Source organism: Natronosalvus halobius, from assembly GCF_024138145.1.
GTDB classification, from domain to species: domain Archaea; phylum Halobacteriota; class Halobacteria; order Halobacteriales; family Natrialbaceae; genus Natronosalvus; species Natronosalvus halobius.
Genome location: NZ_CP099997.1, coordinates 3,394,587 through 3,415,296, shown reverse-complemented (window position 1 = coordinate 3,415,296; position 20,710 = coordinate 3,394,587). Strand labels below are relative to the sequence as shown.

Sequence of the window (20,710 nt, the reverse complement as noted above, 5' to 3'; positions counted from 1 at the left end):
ATCTCGAGCGAGAGCAGCACAGTCCGTCGCTCGAGAGCTTCGAAGTACGGATTCGGGGGTCTGAAGAACGGATTCGTGGGTCTGAAGAACGGATTCGTGGAGTGGAACACGAAGCGGGGCGGAGTAGTGAGAGTTGAAGTCGAAGTCGAAATCGAAGTCGAAGTCGAAATAAAGCGTCAGAGAGAGCCAGTCTCTCCAGTCGGTGGTGTCGTAGACCAGGGTATCGCAGGAAACTCAGTCGGCCGTGGCTGCGACTGCTTCCGCCTCCCCCTCTCGCATCGGTTGCGTAATTCCCCCAGCCAGCGCAAAAACAGCAGCTTTGTGATCGGTTTTCGATTTGTGAATCGATGTCGGCCGAATCCCAAGAGACTCGTACTCGTCGAGCGAAACCGAACAGTCCTCCCAGTTGGCACAGTGGTTCGATACTTCGGCAAGAAGGCCGTGAAGGTGAATGAGCTCTTGTTTCTTCATAACCATGCAATCATACCCACTGCAGGGTTATATTATTATCTTGAGTCTCGTTAACACGCTCCAGGTGGCGATTGAACGAAATTTCGCCGTTCAAGACCATCTCGAGGGGAAATCGGTCGTCAAAAATCACTCGGAAGGATGGGCCTAACGAGATTTTGAACGGCGTAATCTCCCGTTTCTGACGGAATTCAATAAGGTTTCCCGCGGACACAAATTGGTTTACCCCTTCGAGACGCGGTGCGCTGTCCAGGTGGGATCGAAAAAGGATTCGCGATCGGGCCGCCGTAGTTATCCGAGTTGTTTCAACGTTCGCAGATCGCGATCCGTTCGAGTAAATTCGGCCATTCGCCGGGAGGCGTGGCAGTTAGGACAGTGAAACATCGAGGTGGAGTCGGGCAATTCCGTCGGCGTCAGTTGCCACTCTTTGACGCATTCAGGGCAGACGAGTTGGACGGTCGTTTCGACCATGCTATGGCAATACACACCCACCGTCAAAAACGTTACCGCGCAGTTGAAACGACGAGTCGATCGACACCGAACCGACGGATGCGCTGTCGACCGACCTTAGACCGTCATCGTGTCGCTGGCCTCGAGCAACTCCTTGTACCGATTTCGAATGGTCACTTCGGAGATGCTCGCGACCTCGCTGACGTCGTTCTGGGTGACCTTCTCGTTGGTCAGCAAGGCCGCGGCGTAGACCGACGCGGCCGCGAGGCCGACCGGCGACTTGCCGCTGTGGACGCCCTGCTTGCGAGCCGATTCGAGCAGGTCGCGCGCCCGGCGCTCGGTCTCGTCCGAGAGGTCCAGGTCGCTGATGAACCGCGGGACGTAGCTCTCGGGGTCGGCCGGCTTGATCTCGAGGTTGAGCTGGCGGACGATGTATCGGTAGGTCCGGGTCAGCTCCATCCGGTCGACGCGGCTGACGGCGGCGATCTCGTCGAGGCTGCGCGGCGTCCCGGCCTGTCGCGCGGCGGCGTACAGCGACGAGGTGGCGACACCCTCGATCGAGCGTCCTGGGAGTAGGTCCTCGTCGAGCGCTCGCCGGTAGATCACGCTGGCGGTCTCACGGACGTTCTCCGGGAGACCGAGCGCGCTGGCCATGCGGTCGATCTCGCCGAGGGCTTGCTTGAGGTTGCGCTCCTTGCTGTCGCGGGTGCGAAAGCGCTCGTTCCAGGTACGCAGGCGCTGCATCTTCTGACGCTGACGGCTCGAGAGCGAGCGCCCGTAGGCGTCTTTGTCCTGCCAGCCGATGTTAGTGGACAGGCCCTGGTCGTGCATCATCTTGGTCGTCGGCGCGCCGACGCGGGACTTCTTGTCCTTCTCGGCGGAGTCGAACGCGCGCCACTCTGGCCCGCGATCGATCTCGTCTTCCTCGACGACCAGGCCACACTCCGAACACACCGTCTCGGCGTGTTCGCTGTCCGAGATTAGTCGGCCGCCGCACTCGGGGCACTGCTCGTCCTCGCTGGCTCGCGGTTCTTGTTCCCGCTGTGTCTCGCCACTGTAGGTTCGAATTGTCGTATCTGTCATGGTGTATCGACTCGGTTACTCGAAGCTCCCGGGTGGGGGGAACCAGAAGAAAACCCGGACGCTCCAGCTAACACAGGGTAAGGGCGAAAGGCATATAAAGCTTTTGCCTTCTTTATAAAGAGTCACGCGAGTAGTTATGTACGTTTCGGTTAGTACATGATCGTTCGTTGCCTATCGGGCGTTCAGGCGCTGGAATCGCCGGCGCCCTCAGACGGTGAAGAGGTGACCCTCGGTCGGCACGTCGAACAATCCGATCCGAGCCCCGGCATCGAGCCAGGCGTGTCCGTAGGAGAACGCCGCGAGCGCGTTCACCAGGTCGTCTTCATCCCGAAAGTGGCGGCCGTCCTCGAGGTACGACCGGGCCATCTCGTCACACTCCGCAGCAGCCTCGGCCATCGGCGACCCCTCCGGCGGCGCGACGGTCGCCGCCTCGAGCGCTTCCGCCAGCAAAGTTCCGTACCGATCGGTCTTCTCCTCGAGATCAGCGGCCATACGCGGTTGTCGGCCGGAACGGTCGTAAACGCATCGTCATCGATCCAGGACGGTCCACTCACAGCGATTGTCAGGACGATAAAGACGTAACTAGGGGGCTGTGGTAATGCCGGCGATGCGATTGATACAGGCGCTCGTCCCCTCCGCCGTCCGGGACGACGTGCTGTTCGCGCTCGACACCGAGGGAATCGATTACGTGACCCTCCGGGAGAACACTGACGGGGAAGACAACGTCATCGTCCAATTTCCGCTGCCGACGCAGGCCGTCGAGGAGGTCCTCGAGACGCTCGAAGACGCCGGTGTCGACGACAAGTTCATCGTCGTCAGTTCGATCGAGACGGCGCGCACGCCGGGCCTCGAGTCCCTCGAGGAGCGCTTCGTCAGCGGGAGTGAGTCCGACGACAGCATCTTCTACGAGGAGATTCGAACGCGGGCGCTGAACATGACGCCGAATCGCCTCACCTACTACGCGATGACGCTCCTGAGCGCGATCGTAGCGACGGCCGGTCTCCTGCTCGATTCGCCGGCCATCGTCGTGGGGTCGATGGTCATCGCCCCGCAGGTGAGTGCCGCGCTGACTGGTACCGTCGGGATGGTGCTCAACGACCGCGGCATGATCGTCGACGGCATCTCCTCGCTCGTCGGCGGACTGGTGGCCGCGATGGCCGGGGCCTTCGCGTTCGCCTGGCTCCTTCGCTCAGGCGGGATCGTCCCCTCTACCATCGAGATCACGGCCATCCACCAGGTGAGCACCCGCATCTCTCCCGACCTCCTCTCGCTGATCATCGGCATCTGTGCCGGTGCTGCGGGCGCGTTCGGTCTGGCGACCGCCCTGCCCGTCTCGCTGGTCGGCGTCATGATCGCCGCAGCGCTCATCCCCGCCGCGGCGGCCGTCGGCATCGGCCTGGCCTGGAACGCGCCCCTGGTCGCGGCCGGGGCGTTCGTCCTGCTCACGATCAACGCCGCGTCCATCGTCCTCTCCGGCCTCGCCGTCTTCTGGTACCTCGGCTACCGGCCCGGCGACTGGGTTCCGGGGGATCTAGGTCAGAACCTGACCCGCGACCGCCTCGGCGCGATCGTTCCCGCCGTGCTCGTCCTCTCGCTAGTCTGTCTGCTCGCCGGCGGCGTCCTCTTTCACCACGTCTCCTTCGAGAACGACGTCAACGAGGAGGTTCGGACCGCCCTGGACGACCCCGAGTACGATCGGCTCGAGCTGGTCGACCTCCGAACGGAGTTCGTCGGGGGCGACCTGGCCTCGTCGTACGAGGTGACCGCCGTGGTTCGTCGCCCCGACGGCGTCGCCTATCCGGACCTCGTCCCCACGCTCGAAGACGCCCTCGAGGATCGGACGGGTCGCCAGATCGAGGTGACCGTCGAGTACGTCGATCGGGACACCGGAACGGACCGTGGTGACGCTCGCCTCGACTCGGCGAGTCGACACGCGGTCGATCGCGGAATGCTAGGAATGCGGGGAATGCCAGGAATGCGGGGAATGCCAGGAACGCCAGGAACGCAAGGCGTTTAGGTCGCCTGTGCGTACTACGGATACATGAGCGACGCCCCTCGAGTCGAAATTTACACCAAAGAGAACTGCCCGTACTGCGAGAAGGCGAAGAACCTCTTCGACGCCAAAGAGGTCGAGTACGAGACGTACAACGTCACGGGCGACGAGGACCTGTTCGAGGAGATGGTCGACCGCGCCGAGGGCCGCAAGACCGCCCCCGAGGTATTCGTGAACGACGAACTGATCGGCGGCTGGGACGAGACCAGCGCCCTCGACGAAACCGGCGAACTCGACGAGATGCTCGGCATCGCCCGCGATGACGACTGCGAGGTCGTCGAGCACCGTCGCCTGCTCATCGCCGGAACGGGCATCGCTGGCCTGACGGCTGCCATCTACGCTGGGCGCTCGAACAACGAGCCCCTGGTCATCGAGGGCGACGAACCCGGCGGCCAGCTCACCCTGACGACCGACGTGGCGAACTACCCGGGCTTCCCCGAGGGGATCAGCGGCCCGGAACTCGTGAACAACATGAAGGAACAGGCCCGCCAGTTCGGCGCCGAACTGAAAAACGGCATCGTCGAAAACGTCGAGCGGCTCGAGGATCCTTCCGTCGTGGAGGACGTCGAGGACGCCACCGAGGACTCCTTCTGCGTCGACCTCACCAACGGCGACCGCTACACCGCCGACGCCGTCATCGTCGCCTCCGGCGCCAGCGCCCGCACCCTCGGCATCCCCGGCGAGGACGAACTCATGGGCTACGGCCTCTCGACGTGTGCGACCTGCGACGGCGCCTTCTTCCGCGACGAGGACATGCTCGTCGTCGGCGGCGGTGACGCGGCCATGGAGGAAGCCTCGTTCCTCACGAAGTTCGCCGACACGGTCTACCTGGCCCACCGCCGCGAGGAATTCCGCGCAGAAGATTACTGGATCGACCGCGTCCACGAGCACGTCCAGGACGGCAACATCGAGATCATGAAGAACACCGAGTTGGTCGAGATCCACGGCTCCCAGGAGGAGGGGGTCGACCACGTCACCCTCGTTCGCAACGAGAAGGGGCACCCGACCGACCGCCTCGACGACCCCGAAACCGAGGAGTTCGACTTCGACGTCGGTGCCGTCTTCTTCGCTATCGGCCACACGCCCAACACCGACTACCTCGAGGGACTCGGCATCGAGACCGACGAAGAGGGATATCTCGAGACGAACGGCGGCGACGGCGGCGGCCAGACCGAAACCGCCGTCCCCGGCATCTTCGGTGCCGGCGACGTCGTCGACTACCACTACCAGCAGGCCGTCACCGCCGCTGGCATGGGGTCGAAGGCCGCCATCGACGCCGACGAGTACCTGGAGGACCTCGAGCGAGAGCGCGAGGAGGCCGTGCTCGGGGAGAGCGAGGAAGTTCCCGCTGCTGACGACTAACGGCTGTCGGCTAACAACTAACAGTTGGCGACTGCTGGGTGCAGTTGACGACTGACGGCTAACGGCTGACGGCTAACGACCTACAACTGACGGCCGACAACTGTCGACCCACACTGACGGCCGACGTCTATTCTCAGGATTCGCTCACTCGAGGAACCGCGACTGCACATCCCCCGTCGGCATCATACACTGCTCTTTCTTCCCGAACCAGCGATAGCGCCGGTTCGCAACGAAGTCGTACGCCCAGTCCCGAACTGGGCGCGGGACGAACCGAAACGGCGACAGCAGGGCGTAGATCCCGCCGAGACGTCTCGCGGTGCGGATGATCGCCCCTGACTTGACGTAGCTCTCGTCACCCTCGACCAGGACGACCGACTCGAGTTCGTCGGTCGGGAGGCCGTGCTCGGCACACAGCGCTTTGCCCACATCGGACTGGAGGGATGCGAAGTAGAACTGCTCCTCCGTATCGCGGGGCACGACGAACTGGACGAAGCCGTTGCAGAGGTTGCAGACGCCGTCGAAGAGGAGAATGGGGGCATCTGCGGGAACCTCGAGATCGACGCTCATTGGTCGATTTTCGGTCGGTGTCTAATTCAGCGTTCCGGTGATGGTACCTGGTCTCGATGTGCCTTAGCTCGAGATTCTCGCGGATGTGCGAACGCGCGCGTTTGCAGTTAGAGTACGCGCCAGAAGTTTCTCGAGTACGCTGCCAGGAGTTTCCTCGAAACCACGCCGATCGAAACTGAGCGAGAAAGGAGACAACAAACTTATGCGTCATTGCGCGTGACACCACGGAAACGATCGAACTGAACGATGTCCTCGCAACCCACCTCCAGTCTGGACCGGCTGTCAGCCGCTATGGATCGATTCGCCGCCGCCCTCCAGCGACGGTTCGAGATAGACCTCCGGGCGCTCGCCGCGTTTCGAATCGCGCTCGGGCTACTCATCATCCTCGACCTGTTGAATCGGACTCGAGACTTTCACGACTTTCACACTGATGCGGGTATTCTCCCAATAAAGGCGCTCTATTCGGATTATTCGGACGTGTACTCGTTACACGCACTCTCGGGCGAAGCCTGGGTGCAGGCGCTCCTCTTCCTCATCGCAGGTGCGTTCGCGCTCGCGATGATTTTTGGTTATCGAACCCGTTTCGTAACGATCGTCTCCTGGCTCTTGCTCATGTCGTTGCACATCCGAAACCCGATGGTGCTCAATGGTGGCGACGCCCTCTTGCGTCTGTTGGTGTTCTGGGGAATCTTCCTCCCGCTCGGTGAGCGCTGGTCGATCGATGCCCGTGAAGTCGACCGATCACGGTCGACGGTCGCCAGCGAAGCGACGATGGCCGTGCTCTTGCAGGTCTTCCTGATGTACGCCACGAACGCGATCCACAAATATCGAAGCGATACGTGGATGGACGGCGAAGCGGTCCTGTATATCTTTCAGGCGGATCATCTGACGATTCTATTCGGCAACGTGCTCGCAGACCAGTTCATGCTGCTCAGGCTGTTCACGTACGCCTGGCTCGTCTGCATCTTCGCCTCCCCGCTGTTGATCCTCCTCACCGGGTATCCTCGCGCCGCGCTGGCCACGGCGTTCGCTGGCATGCACGTCGGAATGTTCCTCACGCTACGCATCGACCTGTTTCCCCTGATCTCGCTCGCCGGTTTGTTGTTGTTTTATCCCCCGGTGGTCTGGGACAGGGTAGACGCTCTCGCCGACCGCTTCGGTATCGCGTCACCACTGCGAGGTCGACTCGAGTGGCTGCAACGAACGGTGCCGAGACTGCCGTCACCGTCCGTCTCGAACCCCTCGATCCCGAAGATTGCCTCCCTCGGACGCGGCGTATTCCTCTCCGTGGTCCCCGCAGTGTTCTTGCTTCTCATCCTGTTTTCGAACGCCGCCGCCGTCGATTACACCGAGGTCCCAGACCCCGGCGAAGAGATACTCGATACCACGAAAACCGATCAAAGCTGGCGGATGTTCGCACCCGAACCGACGTCCAACGCTCGGTGGCTCGTCGCTCCCGGCGAACTCGAGAACGGATCCGAAGTCGACGCCCTGAACGGCGGGGAAGTCACCTGGGACCGACCACCGAGCGTCGAACAAACGTACGAAAGCTCGCGCTGGCGAAAGTACCTCCTGAATATGCGCTACGCCAGCAACGAGAACCACCGTTCGTACAGTGCCAATTACCTCTGTGAACGCTGGAACGCCGAGCACGAGACCAACATCGAGTCCGTTACCATCTATGGACTGACGGATCTCGCCGAGCCGTACGACGACGAGCAGGACATAGCCCGATTCAAACTCATCGAGTACGACTGTTCGGGCGACTTCGTCCAGGACTCTGCGTAGCACGATTGAAACGACTCGATCGGAGTGTCCACACGAGTACGGCGGTTGTTCGAGAATACCGCGCCCGGAACGATTCCGTACGATCGTCACGCTCGAATAGTTCGCTGGCGATCCGTGTACTTCGCGTCTCCGGCCTCCAGGACAGTACCGTCGACCGTGCGCAAGATACCTCCAGTCCTGGATACCGGATACGGGTCTGCGAACCGGACGAAGCGCTCGAGACGTCGAACGTGGCGTAGGGGTCAGGCGGTAGGGATCCAGGAGTCGGGAGATGAACGTGATCGTCTTCTGGGGAAGGACGAGTATCGAGCGTCGTGAGCTATCGAAACCGCCGGAAACCTCGGGGGCGATGACGTATGTGCGGTGGGACTCGGGGACGATGACGTATGTGCGGTGAGGCTCGGGGGCGAGCCACACGAGTGCAGTACGACTGCCGCGAAACGAATCCCCAGTATCGACGACTCGAGAGGAAGATGGTATAGACATATAGCAACCGATAGACGACGTATCGGTCGAGGATCGGTCGATTGTTCACGCGGTAGCCCGCAGACGCCTCGAAGGCACGCCGCTCGAGACTACTCGGTGCTCGTGGTCTCGCGAGGCAAGTGCGGTCTGGGCGACGGCCCATGCTCACCGTCTCTCTGCTCTATAGAGCGATGCACTCCAGGAGCCAGAGGAAAAGCGTAGATCGTGGTTCACTCGGCAGGGGCACGCTAAGAGGGAGACACCCCTGACGACTGCTCGAAATGGGTCGGTTATCGAGAAGCAAGCGGGTCTCGACCCGTGGGTGATTGGGGATATGAGAGTGGAGAAATAGAGTACGGAGTGACGTTCAACGAACGCAGCCAGGAGAGTCCACATCTCATGGGTGCCAATTCGTGGGGCTCGACTGGTCGTCGGTCGCGTGACCCAGCGCCGTCGTCCGATGCACAGCTGTGGCGTCGGAAACGGTTCGGTTGGTCGAGCGTGACTCGGGGGATTCAGTGGACACAGCGGCGTTCGGGGTGTGTCGTCAGTACTGGGGTTCGAGAACGAACGCTGTCGCTGGCCGGTGTAGCGTTCGATAAAATGAAAATCGCGGGACCGGAACTGCTCCGGTTAGTTCAGCTGCTTAGTCCTGGCGGCGGAGTGCCAGCATCGCAGCGCCGAGGAGTGCGGCGAGAGCGACAGCGACGCCGAAGCCGGGCGTACCGTCATCGCCTTCGTCGGACTCGTCGGATTCGTCGGACTCGTCGGATTCGTCGGACTCGTCAGACTCGTCGGATTCGTCCGCGTCGGACTCGTCGGACTCGTCAGATTCGTCGGACTCGTCGGATTCGTCAGATTCGTCGGACTCGTCGGATTCGTCAGATTCGTCGGACTCGTCGGATTCGTCGGACTCGTCGGATTCATCGGACTCGTCAGATTCGTCGGAATCGTCGGAGGCGTCGACCGTGAGGGTGCCCTCGTCGATGACATTGTCACCAACGACGAGCGACCACTCGTAGTCTCCAGCGGAGGCCTTCTCGTCCGTACCTTCGAGCGTGACGGATTCGCCAGCGCCGACGGTCTCTTCAGAGTCAATGACGTTCTTCTCGTCGAAGACGAGCTGAACGGTGGTCGTGCCTTCGGCGTCACCGTTGTTCTCGAGATCAACGGAGAACTCGAGGACCTCACCTTCGACAGCGTTCTCAGGGAGGGTTGCGGTTGCCTTCCAGTCAGCGCCGGACTCTTCGTCAGAGTCGTCTTCGCCTTCGACGAGGACTGCATTGACCTGGGTGTCGTCTTCAGAGATCCCGTACGGGGTGCCCGAGATACGAGGCGTGACGGTGAATTCGTCACCAACATCTCGCTCGCTGAGGTCGAACGTAGCTTCGATCGATCCGTCGTCAGCGACAGTGCCGCTACCGCGGACGATCGTCTCGGTGAAGCGGAGTCGGAAGTCGACATCCTGACCGGGTGCGACGTTCGTCTCCGCGTTGATCACGGCCTCGTTACTCTGGCCGACCTGCAGACGATCGTCGTCGTCGAAGTCGCCCACAATCTCGAGGGACGGTGCGACGGCGTTCAGAGTCTGGCTAACGGATTCTTCGTCGTCTGCGCTGTCGACGTAGGCGTTGCCTTCGTCAACAGTGAAGGAGACGTCAACTTCGTATTCGTCACCCTCTGCGTTGAGCTCGTCACCGAGCTCCTCACTGTTGAAGACTACGAAGAACTGGTTGTTCTCCTCGTCAATGATGAGCTCGTGGCTCAGGTCATTAATGTCGACAGTTGGGGCATTGCCGTATGCCGTTTCCTCGGTGCTCTGGAGCGTCATGTTGACGCCGTACGCACCGAAGTTGGTGGTGTCGTTGAAGTATCCGTACAGACCGGATGCTTCGACCTGAACGATGACGTTGTCACCGTTCGCGACCTGATCGGTCGCAAGAGCTTCTTCGTCGATGTTGTCTGCCGTGACATCATCGGCGTCGAGGGCGGTGACCCACGTGTGCAGATCGTCAGTGGAGCGCTCCGTGAGCTGGATGAAGCCAATGTCGACGGCTTCGTTCTGAAGAGTCGTCGAAGCGACTTCCATCTCGAACTCACTCGGGATGAGGTGCTCATCGCCAAGCGAGCTTTCATTCTCTACGCTGCTGATTTCAGTTCCTTCAACACCTGTGATGACTTCGTCAGCGTCAGCGTGACCAGCCAGGTAGGTGTTGAACTGGATCGTCGCGATGTCGTCATCACCAGTCTCGTCGATGGTGAAGTTAGCGCTGTACGCGCCGTGCTCGTCCTCGAGCGTGACGTATGCGCTGTCTTCGTCGGTCTCGGAGAGATCGACGGTGAACTCGACGACGTCACCGACTTCCTGCTCGTAGTAGTCCTCGCCGAAGGATGCAGTAAAGTCCTGCTCTTCGACGACGGACAGATCGGCAGTAGCTTCAGCCGTGGTGTCAGTAACGCTCACGGTGAACGTGTAATCACCGAGATCGAAGTCGCTGAAGTCACTGGTGAGGTCGTCCTCGTTTTCGACATTTTCGATGAGGATGTAATCACCTTCATCATCCGCGTAATGAACATTCTCGAAGGCCGCTTCGAGGGCTTCAGCGCTGACGGCGTTGCCATCAGCATCTTCGGCACTCACTTGGACGGTCACAGCGGAATCTCGTGGGACGTCGCTGTCGTCGGAGTACGTGAGGTTGACGTCATCGGTAGATCCAACTTCGACAGCAGACGGGTTGAACTCGGCACTAATGGCCTGTTCGTTGACCCAGAATGGACCGTAGGTTTCGTCGCTACCAGTGTCTTCCAGGTAATATGGTTCACCATCGGCGTAACTGTCTTCGTCGACAGTGAACGTGATACTACCATCGTCGTTTAGACGGACGGTGGTAACAGTGTCGCCATCGTCACCTGGGACACCTTCCTTCACACGAACAGCTCCTTCGAAGCCGTTCGTGCCATTAGTTACGTTTACAGTCTGTCCAATATAGACATCACTGTCTTCCAATTCGTCGTTGTCGACGTCGAATTCGACGTCGTGGTCCGTACTGTCGTTGTGCGCCGCGGTCGCGGAGCCCGCGAGGGCAGCGCCACCGATCGCAACAACGGAGAGGACCATCAGCGTAGCCATGAGGACTGCGCTGAATTTATCCTTGTAATTGCCTGTCATTGTTATCGTTGTATTCTGTTACGGCAACAGTATCGTTCCTGCCAATCGCACATTACCGTGCGTGAGGCCATACTTACTACTGTCACCCTGGGTAGGGGTATTAGATACCGAAGAGCCATTGTTATAAATGCTTTGTGGTGGTCTCGAGGTGTGCCAACCCTACACAATCACCCTGAGACCCCGCTTAGACCGGTATTAGCGCCGAACACGGTCGACCTGCAACTCGAAAACACATATAAAGCCCAGTAACTGTCACGGATCGGTGAGGGTCACAGTTAAGCGCAGGACGGCCGCCAACACTGGTTCCCAGACCGAACAATCCACCGGCAGTGAGTGTCCAGGACTACCGAGAGGATGGATTATTCGAGCGATTGTAAGACCGGATTACCGGTCGTCGATCCAACCGGTCCCGGGAGTTGTGAACGCGACGAAGTCACAACGATTCGTCGTCTTCGTCCAGGACGAATCGTCGCGCAGCGTGGTCATCAGGAGCCAGGTCTCGAAGGCCGGATCACTCGAGGGATGTACTACTCGAATCGCTCGAACCGGACGAACCATTCGAGCCACACGGAGCCGTGATACTACGGCATCGATCTGACCGGCTGATTCGAAAACGAGAAAGAGAAAAAGAGCGTTCGTGACCGTCGATCGCTACCGGAAACTCAGTCTCGAGTCACGATCTCGATCTCGTGACCATCCTGGTCCTTCGTGAACGCGTAACGGTCGTCACACGACTCCGGATCCCGGTAGTCCTCGCTCTCGCGCTCGAGCAACTCGTCCCAGGCCTCGTCTAGGTCGTCCACGGAAACTGCAAGGTGCCCCCAGGCGTCACCCATGTCGTAGCTCCGGCCGTCGTAGTTGTAGGTGAGTTCGACAGTCATCTCCTCCGGAGCTGCACCCTCCCGCTGGACGAAGTAGTTCGCGAAGGTGTCGGACTCCCAGCGACTGATCTCGTCGTACTCGAACTTTCGGGTCCAGTACCCCAGCGCCTCGTCGGCGTCCTGGACGCGGATCATCGTGTGGTCGAGGCTCCACTTCGCCCCGTAGTCGCGCTTGACGATCTCGATCTCGTGACCGTCCGGGTCCTTCACGAACGCGTAACGGTTCCCGCAGGATTCGGGATCGCGGTAGTCCTCGACGCCCTCGTCCATCAGCTGCTGGTAGCTCGACTCGAGTTCGTCCTCGGGGACCCGGACGGCGATGTGGCCCCAGGCGTCGCCCAGTTCGTAGCTCCGGTCGTCGTGGTTGTACGTCAGCTCCAGGACCGCGCCGTCCTCGTGGTCGTCCTCGGGACCGAGGTAGACGTTGGTGAAGGTGTCGGCCTCCCAGCGTCCCTTCTCCTCGTAGTCGAAGTGGGTGCCGTACCACTCCAGGCTCTCCTCCAGGTCTTCGACGCGCAACATGACGTGATCGAGCGTAGCGTCCATGCCCAGAAACTCGGTCGCCGGGAGGAAAAGGCTAGCGGAGGCGGCGACCGGCGGAGGGAGAGAACGGAGAAATCGACGGCGCTTTCCCGTTCCCGTGCGCGCCCACGCGTATGGACACCCTGTATTTCGCCACCGGTAACGCGGGCAAACTCGAGGAGGCCCGCGAGTACCTCGACGGACAGGCGGCCCTCGAGCAGGTCGAGTACGACTACACCGAGATCCAGAGCGACGACCTGGGCGAGATCGCCGCGACAGGCGCTCGGGAGACCTACGATACGATGACGACCGAGGGAGCCGACGACAGCGAGAGCGACGTCGACGGGAGCGACGTCGACGGCGTCCTGGTCGACGACACCGGCCTGTTCGTCGACGCCCTCGGCGGCTTCCCGGGACCGTACTCGGCCTACGTCGAGACGACCGTCGGCGTCGAACGCGTCTGGCGACTGCTCGAGGCCGAGGACGAAGCCAATCGTCGCGCACACTTCCGCACGGTCATGGCCTACGCCGATGCCGAGGGCGTCGAGACGTTCGAGGGGTCGGTCGCCGGGACCATCGTTGCCCCCCGCGGGGAGGCGGGCTTTGGCTACGATCCGATCTTCGAGTACAACGGGCAGACGTTCGCGGAGATGACGGCCGCGGAGAAGAACGCCATCTCCCACCGCGGACGAGCGCTGGCGGCGTTCACGGACTGGTACGCGGATCGGTAGCGCCGTTTCGGAACGCTTGTCTCGAAACGATCGACGACCGTTTCGGAGCGCCCGTTTCGGCACGGCCGTTTCGAACAACCGTCCCGGAACACCCGTTTCGGAGCGCCTGTCTCCGAGCGCCCGTCTCGAAACGCCCGTCTCGAGTCGTTCGAGGCGGCCTCGGACACCGTTCGCGAATTTCGAGACGACCCACTCGAAACCCGAACGCCGTGGTCGGCACGGATGGCCGCCGACGGGTCGAAACGTTGGGCCCCATCTCCTGAGCGCCTCGCCACCCGTAGGAATCGGATACGACAGGGTACGCCACCTATACTAAACCGCCGACGACTGGTTGGCCTCCCCGATGGAGCACCACCCACTCGCCGATCGTCGCGTCCTCGTCACCGGCGGCGCCGGCTTCATCGGCAGCCACCTCGTCGACGCCCTGGCCCCCCACGCCGAGGTTCGCGTCCTGGACAACTTCGTCAACGGGACTCGCGAGCACGTCCACGACGACGCGACCGTGATCGAGGGCGACCTCCGCGATCCGATCGCTCTCCAGCGGGCAGCCAGGAACGTCGACGTCATCTTTCACGAGGGCGCCATCGTCAGCGTCACCGAGAGCGTCGACGATCCCCGGCACACGAACGACGTCAACCTCGAGGGAACCCTGGGCGTGCTCGAGCAGGCCCGCCTCCAGGACGCCCGGGTCGTCCTGGCCTCGAGCGCGGCGATCTACGGCCACCCAGAGAGCGTCCCGGTCGCAGAGACGGACGCCTTGCGGCCGACCTCGCCGTACGGGATCCAGAAGCTCGCTCTGGATCACTACGCACGCGCGTACAACCAGTTATACGGGCTCGAGACCGTCGCCCTGCGCTACTTCAACGCCTACGGTCCCCGCCAGCAGGGGCCCTACAGCGGCGTGATCGCGACGTTCCTGGAGCAGGCTCGCGCCGGCGAGCCGATCACCATCGAGGGCGACGGTGAGCAGACGCGCGACTTCGTCCACGTCTCGGACGTCGTCCAGGCGAACCTCCTGGCGGCGACGACCGACGCGGTCGGGCGGGCGTACAACGTCGGAACGGGTACGCGGACGTCGATTCGAAACCTCGCCGAGACGATCCAGGACGTCACTGATTCGGACTCGGACATCGTCCACATCGAATCCCGCCCGGGCGACGTCCGCCACAGCGTCGCGTCCGTGGCGCGGGCGAGCGACGAGCTGGACTTCACGGCACGAATCGACCTCGAGGCGGGGCTCGAACGCCTCGTCGAAGCGGAGACGGACACTCGAGCGTCGCAACGGGCAGAGGGCCGACCGACGAACGAAGTCGGTGGCGAGCGGGGGACGGCCGGCAGCCGGCAGGATGCGTAGACGTGCAGGGCGCGCAAGAAGTGGAGGCCGACATCGCCCGCGATTCGGGCCAGGTTTTGTTTTCTGACTCGGTGACCATCATGGAAGCTGTAACGTACGGCGACGAGAATCCGACGAAGCGGCCACGTGAGAGCGACCCGAGACAGCCACAGCTTCTTGGGAGTCACTTTCGTGTGCGTGTAGGCCGCCGATAACTAACGAGGGAGCGACCCTACTCCCTGGGTATGGCTACAATCGACAGCATCATCGTGTTCGCCGTGAGCTTGCTCATCGGAGCCCTCGGAATCTACGTCGGGGCCAAAGTCATCGTCGACACGGAGGATTACACCTACGCCCTGGTCACGGCCCTCATCGGAGCGATCGTCTGGGGGATAGTCGGGTTCTTCCTCGGCTGGATTCCCCTCCTGGGCCCAGCGATCGTCCTCGTCGCGTATCTCACGGTGATCAACGCTCGCTATCCAGGCGGCTGGATTCAGGCGGCGGCGATCACGCTCGTGGCGTGGTTGAGCGTGCTCATCGTGCTCTACATCCTCGCGTTCCTCGGCGTGACGACGTTCGACGCCGCGGGGGTCCCGGGCGTCTGAGCCGAGTCTGCCGGGTCGAGTGGTCGTCGAGTCGTCGGTTTCGTTGTCGTCGAACCGTCGAGCTGTCAACCACTCACCACCCCGGCTACTCAACTCCTCGCCTCCTCGATCACACCGCTCGATGGACGTCACACGCCGGCTCTCCCCCCGCCGGACGCGAGTATCGAGCCGACCTCTCGAGTCACCTGAGTGTCGCCGAATACAATATCACTTGTACTCTTATAAAAACTACTTTAGCGCCGCGCGTCGATGATTGCTGACAGACCCCCACAGAACGGCGTTTCGACCAGTTTCAACCGGTTTACACTCGTCGCATGAATCCAGCCACCATCTACAACCCGGTCGTATTCGTCCCGGCCGAGTGGTCGACCTTCGAGTGGTCGATCACCGGTATCGGTGTCGAGACACGTGCACAGGTGTTCGCGCTCCAGACACACCTCCAGGCCCAGACCCAGGGCGGCGAGGAGTCCCACCTGGCCGCAATCGTGGGCATCCTGGCGCTGGCGTTTCTGGGCGGTGGCCTGGTTCTCCGGAAACGACTCGAGGCCGGGACCGAAGCGGAGTCGAGGGATTCGACCGAGGGCGAGTCGATGCTCACCGATCGCGAGCGGGTGTGCTCGCTGATCCAGCGAAACGGCGGGCGGATGAAGCAGTCGGCGATCGTCGACTCCGTCGACTGGTCGAAGGCGAAGGTGAGTCGCCTCCTGGCCGACCTCGAGGACGACGGCGAGATCACGAAGTTGCGGATCGGTCGCGAGAACCTCGTGTGTATTCGCGGGAACGAGCCCACCGCGACCCGCTCGAGTGAGCCACCGCGCGATCCACAGTAGGTATCGAATAGGTATCGAGTAGGTGTCGAGTACACGACGCGGTGTCCGACGTAAACCCCAACGAAATGCCTCATTTCTGCCGCGGGCGCCGGTTGGAACGACGTCGGTAAGGAGCAGTTTGTCGTTTCCCGTCGAAAGCGTTGGACCGGTTTATGCCCGCCTTCGACAAGTTTCGAACGCCTTTACGGCACGAGATGACATGAGCACACGAAAACACGTAGTCGTCGTACTCGTCGCCCTCATGATGCTGACGAGTGGTGTTGCCCTGGTGGGGGCGGCATCCGCATCAGCAGGGGCGAGCCTGTCAGTACAGGACGACGAGGCGAACGACACATCGAACGATACATCGAACGACACAGACGAGGCGGACGACGAAACGGCACAACCGTCCGCGAGCGTAACGTTCAGTGACCAGACCACCGACGGAACCTCCGTCGTCGTCGACGAGGTGACGATGGAGGAGGGCGGCTTCGTGACGATCCACGATAGCTCGCTGCTCGTCGGCAACGCTCTCGAGAGCGTCCTCGGAACCTCCGAGTACCTCGAGGCGGGCACGCACGAAGACGTCGAGATCCACCTCGACACCACGCTCGAGGAGAGCGAGACGCTGATCGCGATGCCCCACCTCGATACGAACGACAACGAGACGTACGACTTCGTCGAGACCGAGGGCGAAGACGACGGTCCCTACCTCACCGAAGACGGTGAGCCGGTGACCGACGAGGCTGCAGTGACCCTCGAGTCGGCGGAAGAACCGGCTGACGACGCCGATGACGCCGATGACTCGGAAACCGATACCGAGACGGACGACGACGCAGCCGAGAAGCCGTCTGATTGCCCCGTCGAGGAGGATGACGGCGACGACGCCGAAGCCGAACCACCGGCCGACGACGCTGACGAAGAACCGGCCGACGACGCTGACGAAGAACCGGCCGACGACGCTGACGAAGAACCGGCCGACGACGCTGACGACGCTCCCGTCATGGAGCCCGACGCTGACGCCGTCGAAGACGGCGTAACGATCATCAACGCGAACTTCTCCTCGGTGACGATCGAGCAAGTCACGATCGAAAACGTCTACATCCTCGTCCTCGACGACGAGGAGGCACTCGACCGGCTCGCGGAGATGCTGGGAGACGAAGAGAACGTGACCGTCGTCGACGGTGAAGACGAGATGGATGGCGTCGACGACAACGAGACCGACGACTACGACGACAACGAAACCGACGTCGGTGACGATCACGAAACTGACGACAACGAAACCGATGCCGGTGACGGTGTCGACGACGACGAATCCGACATCGGTGACGACAACGAGACCGACGTCGGCGATGACGACGACATGGACGACAACGAGACGGATACCGGCGTCGACGACAACGAATCCGACATCGGTGACGACGAAACCGACGACGCAGACGACAACGAGACCGACGTCGGCGATGACGACGAAACCGACGTCGACGATGACGACGACGCAGACGACAACGAAACCGATGCAGGTGTCGGTGATGGCGACGACATGGACGATAACGAGACAGATACCGGCGTCGACGACAACGACACCGACGTCGGCGACGACGACATGGAATCGTTCACCGTCGAAAATCTCGACGCACCGGAGAACGCGACCGTCGGTGACACCATCACGGTCAATGCGACCGTCACCAACCCCAACGACGAGGAAGCCACCCAGGACGTCGAGTTCAGGGTCGACGGCGACCTCATCGAGTCACAATCGGTGACGCTCGACGGTGACGAGAGCGATACGGTCGAGTTCGAGGTCGAAACCGGCGAGCTGGAAGCCGGCGAGTACGTCCACATGATCCTCACTGACGAGTTCGGCGAGGTGGCCTTCCTCGAGTTGACCGAGGAAGACGAGATGGACGACACCGAGACCGATGCGGACGACGCGGACGATAACGAAACCGACGCTGACGACAACGACACTGACGAGACTGACGACTACGACGATAACGAGACCGACGACAACGAAACCGACGACACGGATACGGACTCCCGTATTCCGATCGGTGTCATCGGACTGGTCTAAGCACGACCGGACGTCGAGTCGCTATTTTTCAGCCGTCCATCGCCAGACCCGTGAACGTGCGTCCGCTCGAGAAACTGACGAGTTATTAACGAACGACCGACGGAGCAAATCGAGCGACTCGCTCGAGTAGTCACGAAACCGACGCTTTTTTCGATCGATCGGCTCACGTCTCAGTCATGGACGCCCAGGACGACGTCGCGGCGTTTCTCGAACGACACGACCTCGAGACGGATCCGGCCTACCGCACCCTCGACCTCACCTCGGAGGTCGGCGAGGTGGCGAAGGAACTCAACGAGTCGACGGCGTACGGGGCCAACCCCGAGACCGCTGCCATCGAACGGGACGAACTCGGGGACGCACTCTTCGCCCTGCTCGCGCTCTGTACCGAAGTCGGCGTCGACGCCGGGGCCGCTCTCGAAGAATCGCTCGCAAAGTACGAACGGCGACTCGAGACGACCGGGAGCGTTGGTTCCGGAACGTGACGGCCGACCAGTCGAGCGTACTGGTGGGTCGGGAAAGGGGTTAGGGTCGAGGGTTGGAGGTGGGATCAAGGGTTAGGCATGCGAACGCCACCCGTGACAGATGGTTTCGAATCGAAACCGGTCGACCATGCCGCGTCGGGAAGTGCTTTTAAGCGGAGGCTTTTAGGCTCGCGTGATTCCGGTGGTCCGTCGCGTCCCAAACCCGTTTCGATTGCTGATTCTCTGGATCGGCTTCGCCCTCGCGCGAGTGGGGCTGATCGAGCGCGAACGGGCCCGGCGGACGACCGACCTCGCGTGGCCGCGCATCGTCACCGGCATCGCCCGCATGTCGAAGAGCGCCGTCGACGTCGCGATGGTCGGCCTCGCCATCGGCTCGTCGGCTATCGCCGGCGTCGGGTTCGCCGGCCCGTTCTGGGGGCTCGCGTTTTCGGTCGGCGGCGGGGTCGCCGGCGGCACCATCGCGCTCGTTTCCCAGCGCTACGGTGCCGAGGCCTACGACCAGCTCGGACAGGCCGTTCGCTCGAGCGCCTTCCTCGTGGTCGTCGTCTCGCTCCCGATCACGGTCACCTTCTGGCTGTTCGCCGAGTCATTCATCGGACTGATCACGTCCAACCCGGACGCGATTCGGTACGGGTCCGACTACCTCCAGGTCGTCGCCCTCGGCATCCCCTTCGCGGGACTCAACCTCATCGGAAGCCGCGTGTTCGTCGGCATGGACGACGCCTGGACCCCGATGGTCGTCCGGGCCGGCGGCGCCGTCGCCAACATCGGGATCAACGCCGTGTTGATCTTCGGCCTGGACATGGGCGTCGTCGGCGCCGCCCTCGGGACCGTCCTCTCGAACATCGTCGTCACCGCGGTCTTCGCGGCTGGCCTGACCGCCGGTCGACTGCCCGGGGCGAGGGCGTTCCCCGTCCGGGTCGATCCCGTCGGCAGTTACGTGGACGCCCCGACGCTGCGGGACCTGGTCACCATCGGTCTCCCCGTGTTCGGTACCAACCTCGTCTGGACCCTCGCCGAGTTCCCCATGCTCGCCATCGTCGACGTCTTCGGCGAGGACACCGTCGCCGCCTACGTCATCGCTCGACGCATCTGGGGCGTCATGAACACCCCCGGCTGGGGCTTCGGGCTGGCTTCCTCGAGTCTGGTCGGCCAGGAACTCGGCACCGGCGACGAGGGGACGGCCGAACAGTACGGCCGCGAGATCATCCGCTTCGCCGTCGCCGTCTACGCGGTCTCTGCGTTCCTGGTCTTCGTCTTCGCCGAGCAGATCACGTTGCTGTTTAGCAACGATCCGACGGATCCCGCGATTCCGATCGCCGTCTCGCTCGTCCACGCCGCCTGCGTGGCCGTCGTGCTTCGCGGCGTGTCCGGCGGTGCCTCCGGTCCGCTCAACGCGAGCGGTGACACCCGCTGGCCGTTCTACAGCCAGTTCCTCGCGATGTTCGGCTTCGCGATCCCGCTCGCGTACCTCGGCGCGAACGGCCTCGAGCTTCCGCCGCTCGACGCCGCCGTCCCCCTCTTCGATGCCACGGTCGCGGTCCCCGGCGTCTCGATACCCGCGATCGGGCTGATGGGGCTGTACCTCGCGTTCGTCGCCGAGACGGCCGTTCCCGCGGCGATCAACTACTACCGGTTCTCGACGGGAAAGTGGAAGCGAATCAGCCGATCGTACCGTCCGGAGACGCCAACGGCGGACGACTGACGGCCGCAGCAGCAACTTTCTTTCCGTTTCTGAAGACCGTAACGCAGATGTACGAGGCTCGAGTAGGATACGACGAGAATGACCGTCGAGTTTCGCTCGGCAGGCAGGTGCCTCGTGGAGGCCGCGCCGACCGTCGCGTCTCCTGTTTCACCGTTCCGACCTC

17 protein-coding genes are annotated in these 20,710 nt (G+C 62.1%); 10 read left to right on the top strand and 7 right to left on the bottom strand.

Features of this window, described 5'->3' with window-relative positions:
* Positions 1–234: 234 nt before the first annotated feature.
* The 4 genes from NGM15_RS16505 to NGM15_RS16490 all read right to left on the bottom strand — a co-directional run bounded on the left by NGM15_RS16505 (position 235) and on the right by NGM15_RS16490 (position 2,493).
* The gene (locus tag NGM15_RS16505) at positions 235–471 is read right to left on the bottom strand and encodes a UPF0058 family protein (RefSeq protein ID WP_253438168.1); all 237 of its coding nucleotides are present in this window, start codon (positions 469–471) and stop codon (positions 235–237) included.
* A 288-nt stretch (positions 472–759) separates the two neighbouring features.
* Positions 760–939, bottom strand: coding sequence for a DUF7836 family putative zinc-binding protein (locus NGM15_RS16500; RefSeq protein ID WP_253433364.1), 180 nt, complete (start codon positions 937–939; stop codon positions 760–762).
* A 96-nt stretch (positions 940–1,035) separates the two neighbouring features.
* Positions 1,036–2,001 carry a transcription initiation factor IIB gene (locus NGM15_RS16495; protein WP_253433362.1) on the bottom strand — a complete coding sequence of 322 codons (966 nt, stop codon included), beginning with the start codon at positions 1,999–2,001 and terminating at the stop codon, positions 1,036–1,038.
* 207 nt (positions 2,002–2,208) lie between these two features.
* On the bottom strand, positions 2,209–2,493 hold the full coding sequence (locus tag NGM15_RS16490; RefSeq protein WP_253433359.1) for a DUF357 domain-containing protein: 285 nt from the start codon (positions 2,491–2,493) through the stop codon (positions 2,209–2,211).
* A gap of 115 nt (positions 2,494–2,608) precedes the next feature.
* Between NGM15_RS16490 and NGM15_RS16485 the strand changes: the two genes are divergently transcribed.
* Both NGM15_RS16485 and NGM15_RS16480 read left to right on the top strand, forming a co-directional pair.
* Positions 2,609–4,018 carry a DUF389 domain-containing protein gene (locus NGM15_RS16485; RefSeq protein ID WP_253433358.1) on the top strand — a complete coding sequence of 470 codons (1,410 nt, stop codon included), beginning with the start codon at positions 2,609–2,611 and terminating at the stop codon, positions 4,016–4,018.
* A 24-nt stretch (positions 4,019–4,042) separates the two neighbouring features.
* Positions 4,043–5,416 carry an FAD-dependent oxidoreductase gene (locus NGM15_RS16480; protein WP_253433355.1) on the top strand — a complete coding sequence of 458 codons (1,374 nt, stop codon included), beginning with the start codon at positions 4,043–4,045 and terminating at the stop codon, positions 5,414–5,416.
* A gap of 144 nt (positions 5,417–5,560) precedes the next feature.
* Here NGM15_RS16480 and NGM15_RS16475 read toward each other — a convergent pair whose 3' ends face one another.
* Positions 5,561–5,983, bottom strand: a complete 423-nt coding sequence (locus NGM15_RS16475; RefSeq protein WP_253433352.1) for a thiol-disulfide oxidoreductase DCC family protein — start codon at positions 5,981–5,983, stop codon at positions 5,561–5,563.
* A 291-nt stretch (positions 5,984–6,274) separates the two neighbouring features.
* Between NGM15_RS16475 and NGM15_RS16470 the strand changes: the two genes are divergently transcribed.
* Positions 6,275–7,771, top strand: coding sequence for an HTTM domain-containing protein (locus tag NGM15_RS16470; protein WP_253433349.1), 1,497 nt, complete (start codon positions 6,275–6,277; stop codon positions 7,769–7,771).
* A gap of 1,111 nt (positions 7,772–8,882) precedes the next feature.
* On the opposite strand, the gene NGM15_RS16465 is transcribed toward NGM15_RS16470, so the two are convergent.
* Both NGM15_RS16465 and NGM15_RS16460 read right to left on the bottom strand, forming a co-directional pair.
* On the bottom strand, positions 8,883–11,405 hold the full coding sequence (locus NGM15_RS16465; protein ID WP_253433347.1) for a DUF7827 domain-containing protein: 2,523 nt from the start codon (positions 11,403–11,405) through the stop codon (positions 8,883–8,885).
* A 662-nt stretch (positions 11,406–12,067) separates the two neighbouring features.
* Entirely contained in the window at positions 12,068–12,832 is a 765-nt protein-coding gene (locus NGM15_RS16460) for a VOC family protein (protein ID WP_253433344.1), read from the bottom strand.
* Positions 12,833–12,942: 110 nt separating this feature from the next.
* Here NGM15_RS16460 and rdgB point away from each other — a divergent pair, with 110 nt between their 5' ends.
* The 7 genes from rdgB (at position 12,943) to NGM15_RS16425 (ending at position 20,547) form a co-directional block, all read left to right on the top strand.
* Positions 12,943–13,539, top strand: coding sequence for an RdgB/HAM1 family non-canonical purine NTP pyrophosphatase (rdgB, locus tag NGM15_RS16455; protein WP_253433341.1), 597 nt, complete (start codon positions 12,943–12,945; stop codon positions 13,537–13,539).
* Positions 13,540–13,882: 343 nt separating this feature from the next.
* A complete protein-coding gene (locus NGM15_RS16450) occupies positions 13,883–14,893 on the top strand; it encodes an NAD-dependent epimerase/dehydratase family protein (protein ID WP_253433338.1) in 1,011 nt (336 codons plus the stop codon).
* Positions 14,894–15,117: 224 nt separating this feature from the next.
* Positions 15,118–15,477: a hypothetical protein gene (locus NGM15_RS16445; RefSeq protein ID WP_253433336.1), complete on the top strand. Its 360-nt coding sequence runs from the start codon at positions 15,118–15,120 to the stop codon at positions 15,475–15,477.
* 314 nt (positions 15,478–15,791) lie between these two features.
* Complete coding sequence (locus NGM15_RS16440; protein ID WP_253433334.1) at positions 15,792–16,307, top strand: helix-turn-helix transcriptional regulator; 516 nt, start codon at positions 15,792–15,794, stop codon at positions 16,305–16,307.
* 199 nt (positions 16,308–16,506) lie between these two features.
* Positions 16,507–18,360 carry a DUF7282 domain-containing protein gene (locus NGM15_RS16435; protein ID WP_253433331.1) on the top strand — a complete coding sequence of 618 codons (1,854 nt, stop codon included), beginning with the start codon at positions 16,507–16,509 and terminating at the stop codon, positions 18,358–18,360.
* A 176-nt stretch (positions 18,361–18,536) separates the two neighbouring features.
* The gene (locus NGM15_RS16430; protein WP_253433329.1) at positions 18,537–18,842 is read left to right on the top strand and encodes a MazG nucleotide pyrophosphohydrolase domain-containing protein; all 306 of its coding nucleotides are present in this window, start codon (positions 18,537–18,539) and stop codon (positions 18,840–18,842) included.
* 181 nt (positions 18,843–19,023) lie between these two features.
* Complete coding sequence (locus NGM15_RS16425) at positions 19,024–20,547, top strand: MATE family efflux transporter (RefSeq protein ID WP_253433326.1); 1,524 nt, start codon at positions 19,024–19,026, stop codon at positions 20,545–20,547.
* Positions 20,548–20,710: the final 163 nt, after the last annotated feature.

Excerpts from the sequence above, each read along its gene's own strand:
- NGM15_RS16505 (WP_253438168.1), bottom strand. The coding sequence starts at position 471 with ATGAAGAAACAAGAGCTCATTCACCTTCACGGCCTTCTTGCCGAAGTA.
- NGM15_RS16435 (WP_253433331.1), top strand. The coding sequence starts at position 16,507 with ATGAGCACACGAAAACACGTAGTCGTCGTACTCGTCGCCCTCATGATG.
- NGM15_RS16495 (WP_253433362.1), bottom strand. The coding sequence starts at position 2,001 with ATGACAGATACGACAATTCGAACCTACAGTGGCGAGACACAGCGGGAA.
- NGM15_RS16460 (WP_253433344.1), bottom strand. The coding sequence starts at position 12,832 with ATGGACGCTACGCTCGATCACGTCATGTTGCGCGTCGAAGACCTGGAG.
- NGM15_RS16500 (WP_253433364.1), bottom strand. The coding sequence starts at position 939 with ATGGTCGAAACGACCGTCCAACTCGTCTGCCCTGAATGCGTCAAAGAG.
- NGM15_RS16430 (WP_253433329.1), top strand. The coding sequence starts at position 18,537 with ATGGACGCCCAGGACGACGTCGCGGCGTTTCTCGAACGACACGACCTC.
- NGM15_RS16465 (WP_253433347.1), bottom strand. The coding sequence starts at position 11,405 with ATGACAGGCAATTACAAGGATAAATTCAGCGCAGTCCTCATGGCTACG.
- NGM15_RS16470 (WP_253433349.1), top strand. The coding sequence starts at position 6,275 with ATGGATCGATTCGCCGCCGCCCTCCAGCGACGGTTCGAGATAGACCTC.
- NGM15_RS16480 (WP_253433355.1), top strand. The coding sequence starts at position 4,043 with ATGAGCGACGCCCCTCGAGTCGAAATTTACACCAAAGAGAACTGCCCG.
- NGM15_RS16445 (WP_253433336.1), top strand. The coding sequence starts at position 15,118 with ATGGCTACAATCGACAGCATCATCGTGTTCGCCGTGAGCTTGCTCATC.
- NGM15_RS16485 (WP_253433358.1), top strand. The coding sequence starts at position 2,609 with ATGCGATTGATACAGGCGCTCGTCCCCTCCGCCGTCCGGGACGACGTG.
- rdgB (WP_253433341.1), top strand. The coding sequence starts at position 12,943 with ATGGACACCCTGTATTTCGCCACCGGTAACGCGGGCAAACTCGAGGAG.
- NGM15_RS16475 (WP_253433352.1), bottom strand. The coding sequence starts at position 5,983 with ATGAGCGTCGATCTCGAGGTTCCCGCAGATGCCCCCATTCTCCTCTTC.
- NGM15_RS16450 (WP_253433338.1), top strand. The coding sequence starts at position 13,883 with ATGGAGCACCACCCACTCGCCGATCGTCGCGTCCTCGTCACCGGCGGC.
- NGM15_RS16490 (WP_253433359.1), bottom strand. The coding sequence starts at position 2,493 with ATGGCCGCTGATCTCGAGGAGAAGACCGATCGGTACGGAACTTTGCTG.
- NGM15_RS16440 (WP_253433334.1), top strand. The coding sequence starts at position 15,792 with ATGAATCCAGCCACCATCTACAACCCGGTCGTATTCGTCCCGGCCGAG.